Origin of the sequence: Bacillus sp. FSL W8-1143 (genome assembly GCF_037965155.1) — a bacterium.
Classification (GTDB): domain Bacteria; phylum Bacillota; class Bacilli; order Bacillales; family Bacillaceae; genus Bacillus; species Bacillus pumilus.
Genome location: NZ_CP150182.1, coordinates 374893 through 386157, shown reverse-complemented (window position 1 = coordinate 386157; position 11265 = coordinate 374893). Strand labels below are relative to the sequence as shown.

Below are 11265 nucleotides of genomic sequence, written 5' to 3'. Positions count from 1 at the left end.
TTAAAATATATCCATTAGCTTTTCAAGTTCATCCATCGTGAGATCTTCATCCCCTACATCACTAGGTGTCATCTGGGTTTCCTCCTGTGATACGCAATGTGAGATCAGCGCCTTCACATTCTTTTCAAGAAGGTCCTTGAATTGTTCCATCGTACGTTCTTCAAATTCAAGATGATGATAAGAAATCGTCACATGGAGCATGGCTTGTTCGACGAAACCAACAATATCAATTGCATGAGGTTTCTCTGATTCAGGACTCAGCGATTGTCCTGGATGCCACGTTGAGCGGCTTAACTCACCGCTGATCTGTTCATCAAACTGACCAAGATAGTTAAAGCTGATATGTGGCGCGAGCTCAAATGAGATATCGTCCTTCATCTTGTCAGGGGTTAAATATTTTAATATGCCATAGCCGACTCCCTTGTTCGGAATGTGCCTGAGTTCCTCTTTTAAATGCTTGATCTGATAAGAAAGATCGTCTGCATGCGACATATCCAGTAACACAGGATACATACTTGTAAACCAGCCAATCGTCCGTGATACATTGACCGCAGGGAGAATGTTCTCTCTTCCGTGTCCTTCAAGATGAATAAAGTGTCTGTCTTCACCAGTCCACTCTTTCATGGACAATCCGAGTGCTGTCAGCAAAATATCATTGATGTCTGTTTGATATGCTTCATGTACATCTGTCAGCAGACTGCGCGTTTCCTCCTCAGACAATGTAAAACGGATTGTCTGTGTATGAAGCATCCGCTGATCCTCCGTCACATGATCCTTTTGAAGCGGTGTAACAGAATGCGCAAGTACCTTTTTCCAATAAGCTCTTTCCGACAGCAACTCATCTGACATCGCGTATTCCGTCAGCTTCTGGGCATATTCTTGGAAAGAGTGTGTTTTTTCAGGAAGTGTCAGGATTTCCCCGCGCTTCGACTGTTCATAAAGAGCCATAAAATCTTCAAGGAAAATACGCCATGACACACCATCGATGACAAGATGATGTACAGCGAGCAGTAAATGATCCCCTTGATCCGTTCGGAAAATGGCTGGCTTTACTAAAGGTCCTTCCGCTAGCGATATACTCGCCTGCACTTCATTTGCCAGGTTTTCTACCTGCTGGATTTGCTGCGACAGTTCCCCTTGTACTTCTACCACATCAACAGCCACCAAATTTTCTTCGATTTTTCGATGACGCTGGATTACGCGTCCTTCTTCAAGCGGATACACCATTCGCAAGGCATCATGATGGATCATGAGCTGCTCCAACACTTGCTGAACGATGGTTTCATCCAAGCCATTTGGAGCTTGGAGCATAACTGATTGGTTCCAATGGTGCTGACTCGTAAAGTTTCGTTCGAAGAACCAGCGCTGAATCGGTGTGAAAATAACTTCTCCTTCGACAGGTGATTGGTCGGCTGTCAGTTGATCAGCTTCTTCGATATATGGGCGCAGCTCCGCAATCGTTGGATACTGGAATAATAGCTTCATATCAAGCTTCCAGCCCGCTTGTGTGAGCCTGCTTGCCATTTGAATGCCTTTAATCGAATCTCCGCCAAGGAAGAAGAAGTGATCGTGAATGCCGACTTGGCTGACGCCAAGCACGTCTTTCCAAATGCCGCATAGAAGTGTTTCCACTTCGTCTCTTGGGGCTTCGTATGCTGTTTGGTTCGCTTCCATATCAGGTGCTGGCAATGCTTTCAGATCGACTTTGCCATTTGCCGTCATCGGCAGTTGGTCTAGCTTGATGATCCATGAAGGCACCACATAGTCTGGCAACGTTCGTTTTAGACTTTCTTTTAGGTCGGTCGTTTCTTCATCTGTGATGACGTAAGCGGCAAGGGCATCCTGTTCACTGGCATCTTTGACCGTTGTCACAACTGCTTCTTTGACTTCTGCCAGCGCAAGGAGCTGCGCCTCAATTTCTGACAGCTCAATTCGGAAGCCGCGGATGTTGACCTGATGGTCTTTTCTGCCGAGATAGATTAGCTCGCCATCCTCTGTCCATTTCACTAAGTCGCCTGTCAGGTACATACGCTCACCTGGATAAAATGGATCTGGGACAAAGCTTTTCTCTGTTTCCTCCGGAAGATTCCAGTACCCTCTTGCCAGTCCTTTTCCTGCGATCACAAGCTCACCCGGTACGCCTGGCGGCGAGAGGTCATATAACGAACCCATAATGTAAAAACGGGTATTGGCAATCGCTGTTCCGATCGGAAGCGTGCCTTGATCTGGATCGATGATCCCGCTTGTCGCCACGACGGTGTTTTCTGTCGGACCGTAGTTATTCACGAGTTGATATGGAACTGGTTTTACCTGTTTCAGCTTGTCTCCTCCTGTTAGTAAGTAACGCAAGGAGTGATTGTCCATCGACATAAACTGCTCGCATAGCTGAGTTGGCAGGAATGCAATGGTGATATTTTCGTCATTGAAATACGCATTGAGCTTGATCATATCGAGACGAATCGCTTCATCAATGATGTGCAGCTCTGCGCCGGCAATCCATGTCGGGAACATTTCCCAAATAGAGGCATCAAAGCCAAAGCCGGCATATTTGGCGGTTCGATCCGCATTTGTCACTTGAAAGGCATCATTGTGCCAGAACGCAAGATTCACAAGAGAATGGTGCTCGACCATGACACCCTTCGGCTGTCCTGTCGTTCCCGATGTGTAAATCATATAGGCGAGATCTGTTGGTTTGACATGAACCTGAATTTCTTGTGCTTCGCCTTCTACGGCATCTTCTATCAACAGGACATGACCTGCAAAGGAAGTTGGTGCAGTTAATCCTTTTTGCATGAGAAGAACCTCTGCCCCGCAGTCTTCCAGCATGTAGGCAATACGCTGATCCGGATAATCCGCATCAATTGGAACGAATGTCGCACCTGTCTTGAGGACGCCAAGGACGGCTGCCGTCATATCAAGCGATGGGCGAGTCAGAATACCGACACGATCTCCTCGTTTTATGCCCCTTGAGATAAGTCTTGAAGCGACTCTATTCGCCCGATTGTTCAGCTCTTCATACGTCCAGCTCGTTCCGCAGAAGGTCGCCGCTTTTTGATGAGGTGCTTCAAATGCCTTAGCCTCGATCAGTTCATGAACCGTTTGATCTGACGGTACGTCTAGGACAGGACCTGACCATTCGTTGAGCATTTTTTGCTGCTGCTTCGATGATAATAGCTGCATTTGATCTAGCGATTGATCTGGCGCTGATACCATTTGTTCCAATAAATGAAGGAAAAACTCCTTCCACTTTTCAATCGACGACTGTTGAAAGATAGAAGAATTAAAATCGAACACAAGCTCAATGTGATCAGCCGATTCGTTTCCAGTTAAGGTCAAATCAAATTTGGCGATATTCTCTTCGAATGGCTCCGGAACAATATGAAGTCCATCCATCGTTAAATTACGGATATCCGCATTTTCCATCGAGAACACCACATCAAAGATTGGATGACGGCTAGTGTCTCGAACCGCTTGTACTCGGTCTACCAATTCTTCAAATGGATACAACTGATGCTCATTTGCCTCTAACACAAGCTGATGAACATTTGACGCAAATTCTGCGGCTGTCAGATGTCCTGCTGGCTTTGTTCTAAGTGCCAGCGTGTTCACAAACATACCAATGACAGATTGAATATCAGGATGAGTTCTGCCTACAATCGGCGAACCGATGATGATATCTTCTTGTCTCGAAAGCTTGCTTAAAAGGGTACTGTAGCAAGTGAGCAGCACTGTATACGTCGTACTGTTGAGTGCTCTGACCAGCTCATCCAATTTCGCTTTAAGCGGCCCATTGATTGTAAATGAGACACGATCTCCTGCGAATGTTTGCACTTTTGGTCTTGGCAAATCTTCTGGGAGTGCCAGTACAGGCAGTTCTCCTTCTAATTGCTCCAGCCAAAACGCCTCTTCAGCTCTTTTTTGTGCAGCAAACGTCTCGCTTTTTGACCAAACCGCATAATCCTTATATTGAACAGGTAATTCCTCTAGCTTGTCTCCTCGATACAAGGCTGAAAGCTCTTCAATTAAAATGCCCACAGATGCACCATCTGAAATGATATGATGCATATCAATCAGTAAATAATGGACATTTACGGAAGCAGAAACTAGACCTACTCTGAGTAGAGGCGCCTTTTCTATATCAAAAGGACGGATAAAATCAGTCATCAATTCCTGTATGTCTCTTCCGTTCCCTTCGATTGTCTCAATGTCTACGGAGATGTTTGGTTCAATCCGTTGAACAGGTTCATTCTCAACAAAATCAAAGCTCGTTCGGAATGCTTCATGACGATGGACAAGCTGTTCAATCGCTTTTTTAAATCGTTTTTCATCAAAAGCACCTTCTAGCTTTAAAGCAGCCGGCATATGATAGCTTTGCTCCGCATCGGTCATTTTCTCCAATACAAACAGTCTTTTCTGAGCAGATGTCACTGGATAATAGGCCGCTTCTTCTGCGATCTCCACTCGCTTGATCTCCGTTTGATCCGCTTGATCAACCGCCAAGGCAAACGCCTCTAATGTTGGTGATTCAAATAAAGACTTCAAAGTGAGCTCCACATGCATCTCTTCATACAGCTTGTTCAGCATTTTCATGCCGCGTAGCGAATGGCCGCCGCATTCAAAGAAATGATCGTTCCTGCCGATTCGCGGCACTTCAAGAACTTCCTCCCAAATGCGCGCTACGTGATGCTCTGTTTCGGTTTGAGGAGGGAAATACTCATTTATCCCCTGCTCACTTAGGTCAGGCACCGGCAACGCCCGCCTATCTACCTTGCCGTTATTCGTCAACGGAAACTCGTCTAATTGCATGAAGAATGACGGCATCATATACACAGGCAGTTCACGTCCTGCTTGCTCGCGCAAATCAGTTAATGAGACGGATCCTTCGGCTGTAAAATATGCACATAATGTGTCATTTGGGGCTGCAATGACGACGGCTTCCTTTAATTGCGGATGGCGCAGCAGCTGATGCTCAATTTCTCCAAGTTCAATACGCTGACCACGAATCTTCACTTGATGATCGATTCGTCCAATGAATTCAATCTCTCCATTTGACAGCCAGCGGGCAAGATCACCCGTTTTATACATGACCTCACCAGGGCGGAAAGGATTTTCCACGAATTTTTCACTTGTGAGTTTTGGCTGCCCATAATATCCTTTTACCAGTCCATCACCAGCGACACATAGCTCTCCTGCTACACCTGGCGGTTGCAGCTGTCCAAATTCATCTACAATATAAACAGCCGTTTGACTCACTGGCTTTCCGATTGGAATGGATAACGCCTGCTCCTCAATGTGATTCACTGGATAATACGTAGTGAAAATCGTACTTTCAGAAGGACCGTACATATGAACAAGCTTGCCTTCCCCTACCGTTTCAAGTGCAGTCATGACATGAGGTACGGAAGCACGTTCTCCGCCAAATAGAACTTTTCTGACGTTCTTTAGGCTGTCTTTTTTCATATCGATAAGTAAGTGAAAAAGAGCTGTCGTGATCATTAAAATACTGACTTTCTCCTTCTCAATCGCTCCAGAAAGCTCATTCATGTTTAAGATATGATCCTTTGGCAGAACAATCAGTTTCGCACCGTTTAATAAAGCACCAAACACATCGAACATAAAAGCATCAAATACATAGTTTGATAGGCTCATCACCGTGTCTTCATGATGAATGGCAAGATAATTTGATTGCTTCACTGTTCTCAAAATGTTTCGGTGTGTCACCATATTTCCTTTAGGTTTTCCAGTTGTACCAGATGTATAGGTCAAATTCGCCAAATCCTCTGGCAATACCCGAATGTCTATATTGCTGTCTGATTGCTGAACAATTCCACGATCTTCTGTTTCGATGATGGTTCCCTCGAAAGAAGCAAGCACCGAACGATGGCGCAGCACTTGATGTGTCAGTAAGAATTGCGCACCGCTGTCTGTTAAAAAGTGCTTCACGCGTTCATCAGGGAAATCAGGATCAATTGGTACATAGACGCCGCCCGCCTTAAGTACAGCTAGAACAGAGAGTACCATCTCATTAGACCGTTCAAAGAATAAGGCTGCTTTCATCCCTCTTTCAAACCCATGTTCACGTAAATAATGAGCCAGCTGATTCACACGGTCATTTAGTTCTTGGTAAGAAAGAATCACACCTTCACATTGGAGGGCAGACTTATGACCGTGCGCCTGCACCTGTGCTTCAAACTGCGTCACAATGGTTTCTTCTGACGGATAAGGCGTCGGTAACGGATTCCACAGATTCAGTTGAGCTTCTGCTTCTTGTTCAGAGAGTAATCGATAAGATCGAATCGCCTCCTCCGGCGCTTGAACCATCTGCTTCAGCAAATACATATAATGATGAAGCATCTGCTCGGCTGTACTTCGTTTAAATAGCGCCGTACTGTAATCGAGGACAAAGGATAACCCTTGATCTGACTCCATCGCTTGCAGCGTTAAATCGAACTTTGCAATATGGAAATTGGTTTCTTCGATTTCAACTTGCATTTCTCCTATATGCTGGGCTGATTCATGATCTGGCATGAGTGTAAAAACGGTATCGAATAATGGATGACGGCTAAAATCCCTTGGCACATTCAGTTTTTCAAGCAGTCGTTCAAATGGATATTGCTGATGCTCAAATGCATGCATCGTCTTTTCCTTCACTTGCTCGATCAACTGCGACATGGTTCCATTCGGATCAACCTCGGACCGCAAAGCAAGTGTCTGGACAAACATGCCAATCATGTCATCCAAGTCTGCATGCACACGCCCCGCCGCCGGTGTTCCAACCACGAATTCCTTTTGACCCGTGTACTTCGCAAGCAATGTATAGTAAGCAGAAAGCAGAACCGTATACAGTGTCGTATGGTGTTTTGCCGCTAGCTCCTGTAATTGCCGCTTTAACGTTTCATTGATTTCTTTGATCACACGATCCCCTGCAAACGACTGGACCGCTGGGCGCTGATAATCGGTCAGCAGCTGTAAAGCAGGAAGATCACCCGAAAATTCCTGCAGCCAGAATGCTTCTTCTTTTTGAAAATCTTGTTGTTCTTGCCAAACAGCATAGTCCTGATATTGAAGCTTCAATGGGTCTTTGACCGATCCCTCGTAAGCATCTGACAGCTCACGCAGCATCAAATCAATCGAAAGACCATCTGAAATCAGGTGATGCATATCGAAAAAGAGCAGGTGCTCCTGATCATCTAATGACTTCAGGCCAATGCGAAGAAGTGGTGCACACCCAAGGTCAAAGGGTCTGACAAATTGATGCATATTTTCTTCCATCGTACCGCCTGTTAGCTGCTCTATTTGAAAAGGCACGGATGGAGCTACCCGTTGACGCGGAACACCTTTCAACGTATGAAAAGACGTACGCAGCATATCATGACGTGTGATGAGTTTTTCAAAGGCTTCCGTCAGCTTCTCTTGATGCAGCGTTCCTTTTAACCTCACAACAGCTGGCATATGATATGCAGTGCTTTGCTCTAATTGACTCACCATATAAACGCGCTGCTGTGGAGGTGACAATGGGTAATGGTCTAAGGCAGGTGCTTTAGGTATCACCGTTTCAGAAGATGTTTCCGCTTGCTCAATGTAGTCAGCCAAAGCGGCAATGGTCTGCTGTTCAAATAAAACGGACAGCGGCACCTCCACCTGAAAATCTCGCTGCACATGTGTGAGTACAGTCATTGCTTTCAGTGAATGCCCCCCTCGTTCGAAGAAGGAATCATATATACCAATCTTCTCTTGACCAAGAATTTCTTCCCACAAACGTACAAGCTTCGTTTCGAGACCGTTTCTAGGCGCAGCATAAACAGCTTGAACGGCTTTATCACCTTTTAAGGCAGCAAGTGCACGACGATCCACTTTGCCGCTGACTGTGAGTGGAAATGCATCGAGCTCTTTGAAATAGAGCGGCATCATGTAAGCTGGTAGCTGATGTTTGATAGCGGCTTGAAGTATGTCAACTGACACATTTTCATGACGAGCTTGATAGTAAGCACTTAACGCCTTTTCCCCGTCCGCTTCTTCGACAACAAGTACGACAGCTTGATCCACTCCATCTACCTGCTCCATCACTGCTTCAATTTCGCCTGTTTCTATGCGGTAACCCCTTATTTTCACTTGATCATCCATTCTGCCAAGATAATCAATTGTGCCATCCGGAAGCCATCTGACTAGATCCCCTGTTCGATACATCCGCTCACCTGGAGAAAATGGATCTGCCGTAAATACTTTCTCCGTCAATTCAGGCTGATTCACATAGCCTCGTCCAACACCTATCCCTGCAACGCACAGTTCTCCAGCAGCCCCCTGTACCTGTAATTGATCATGGTCATTTAAAATGTAAAGACGGTGATGACCGAGCGGCTTTCCGATTGACACATAACGCTGCTGTTCAGAGGATTCGCGCAGCTCACTTAGTTCTAGGCGATGAACCGCCGCATCGACACACGTCTCAGTCGGACCATACACATTCCACAAAGTAAAATCAGGCTCACTCATCCGAACCGCTTCGATAAGAGAATATGCTGCTTTCGCAGGCAATGCTTCTCCCCCAACTAACATATGCCTCAAGGACAGCCCATCTAATTCCGTTGCAAGTAAAAGCTGCACATGCGCCGGTGTTCCGTCCGCTGCCTCAATTTGATGTTTTTTATAATAAGCCGCTAATTGAACACCATTTCTCGTTGATTCTCGCGGGATGATATGAAGCGTATGCCCAAATAATAGCGCAGCAAAAATTTGTTTCACCGATGCATCAAAATGGAATGGTGCAAGAAGCGCCATTTGAAGCTCACTCGCCTCTTCATAAATTTCATGATGCAAGGCATGAACCAAATGATGTAGCTGAAGATGCTCAATCATGACGCCCTTCGGCTTTCCAGTCGTCCCCGATGTATAAATCATATAAGCCAAATCCTCTGGTACCGACTGATCTACAAGCTGAGGCAACAGTTCATCATCTAATGCGATTTGCTGCTGCACGACCATTTTTTCCGAGAGGGCACGGTATGTTGAAACGAACGATTCCTCTGTTAACACAATGGAAGCACCAGAATCCTCCACAATATATTGAATACGCTCCTCAGGTAATGCCGGATCAATCGGTACATACGCCCCGCCAGCCTTTAATATGCCGAAGATCGACACCATAGCCTCTGCCTTCCGATCCATTAAGACAGCAACAGGCACATCACGCGAGACACCTTTCATTTGTAAAAAACGCGCCAGCTTTTCTGCCTTTTGAAACAGTTCTCCATAAGTAAATGCTCCATTTTCTGCTACAACAGCTGTTCGCTTTGCATACTTATTGGCTGTCTCATCAAACAGATGGTGAACCGGCTTTTCAGCTGGCTTTTCAAAAGGTTTTCTCTCAGATAATTGAAGCAGTTCCTTTTGTTCATCTGGTGGAAGTAAAGGGAGTTTCCCGATCAGCTGGTCAGGCTGGGAGACTGCCGCTTCTAGTATGATTAAGAATCGATCAAACATCTTACTGATTTCTTCTTCGGTGAATACATCTGTACGGTAGTCCAAATCAATGGTCAATGTATCAGTATCCCAGCGGTCCTTTACATGAATGGAAATATCATTCATTCCGCTCCCGCTAAAGATCGGTTCAGTAATGAAAGACAGATTCTCTTTTTTCTGCCACTGCATGACCTGGTATTCTAAAGAAATATCAAAAAGGCGTCCTGTAAACCCTTCTCTTTCTCGCAAATCATTCATAAGAAGATTGTAAGGGTACTTTTGGTGACGCAAGATCTTCATTTGATCCGCCATGACCTGTTTGACGAAATCAAGAAATGTTTGCGACCCCTGAACAGATGCACGCATCGGAATCGTGGAAACAAACATACCAATCATCTTTTTTTCTTTGGCGTTTGTTCGGTTGCCCATAAAGGTTCCAAGAACAACATCCCCCATGCCGCTAAAACGATGTAAATATACATAAACAGTGGACATAAACATCGAGAGCATACTGACTTTCTGCTCCTCACAAAACGCACGAAGTTTCTCCTTCAAAGAATCTGGAATATCCCCTGAAAATCGCTCCGCATGTAAACTCATCTCGTATCCCTTATGCGGTTTTAATGAAGCGAAATCTGGAATATTGGCAAATTGCTCATTCCAAAAAGCTTGGTCTTTTTGAAATCGTTTAGAAGTTTCATAGCTTTGCTCACTCATGATGTGGTCAACGAAGGAAATCTCCTCAACCGGTGAGATGTCTACCCCCTGCAGCATGTCCTGGTATAAGTCGATGATGCGATTTCCCATTAAGATAATGGAGATGCCATCCGCCACAATATGATGTGCTTTACAAAACAGCCAGCACTCTTGATCACTGATTTGAAAGACCGTAAATTCAATCAAGGGACTGTCAATCAACGGCATCGGCTCACGGATTTGCTCATTCGCCCAAGCCCTCACTTTTTCTTCACTCCAGCCCTTTTCCATGCGAATCGGCTGTTCTTCATAAGGCTTGATATATTGAACAGGCTCCTCCTGCTCATGTCGATACACCAGCCTCAACCGAAGGGAGTCAGTTTGGCGAATGTACGCTTGAAGCACGTCAACGACCAAAGATGGATCTAAACCTGATACCGATCTCAATCTGGCGAATCCACCCAAATTAGAAATACTTGTACCTGGATAAAATCTTTCCGTGTAGAATACTCGCTTTTGCGCATGTGTTAAGGGGTAATAAACTGTATTCATTTTCATCCTCCGCCTCTTCTATGTTTTTTCCACCAATGTGACACCCAGCACCCTCTATATCAAAAGAACCAAGTCTATTTCATTAAAATAGACAGAATACGGAAAGAAGCCCACCCCGAATAAAACGGAGGGACTCCCATTTTGATTCGGTAACCTGGCGACCTTAGTAAAAAAGCAACATTTACCTTAGGACATGGCTTTGCGTCTCTACGTTTCCATAGATTTGCCTTTTTCTTCTTTTCTTTTTAAATATTTTCTATATTACGTCCACTGTATATGAAATTATTGTTTTTTTCACCGAAAAATGGGTGTAAAGATTCATGCGTTATGCCGAATGAATCACATAATAATTTACGATATTTACCGAAAATAACTAATAATAGTTGCGTTCAACCGAAAAGAATCGACTAAATACCGCAAAAATTTCATGTTTTCCCTTAAATTTTGCAAATATGACCGAAAATGTAGGATAGAGGTCTCCTTCCACCCTCCACAATTTCTTAAATCTTAAGAACTATATTCCCTAAAAAATTGAAAATAATTACCGTAAAAACAACA

At 44.8% G+C, this 11265-nt stretch carries 1 protein-coding gene and 1 riboswitch; the gene reads right to left on the bottom strand.

All coding sequences use genetic code 11. The features are described 5' to 3' along the window. Entirely contained in the window at positions 1 to 10707 is a 10707-nt protein-coding gene (locus NSQ36_RS02030; RefSeq protein ID WP_339206602.1) for an amino acid adenylation domain-containing protein, read from the bottom strand. A gap of 145 nt (positions 10708 to 10852) precedes the next feature. After that, positions 10853 to 10945: riboswitch (cyclic di-GMP riboswitch) on the bottom strand. Between the last annotated feature and the right edge of the window lie 320 nt (positions 10946 to 11265).

What these genes read in the sequence shown, in the direction of transcription:
- NSQ36_RS02030 (WP_339206602.1), bottom strand. Translation starts at nt 10,707, where the DNA reads ATGAATACAGTTTATTACCCCTTAACACATGCGCAAAAGCGAGTATTC.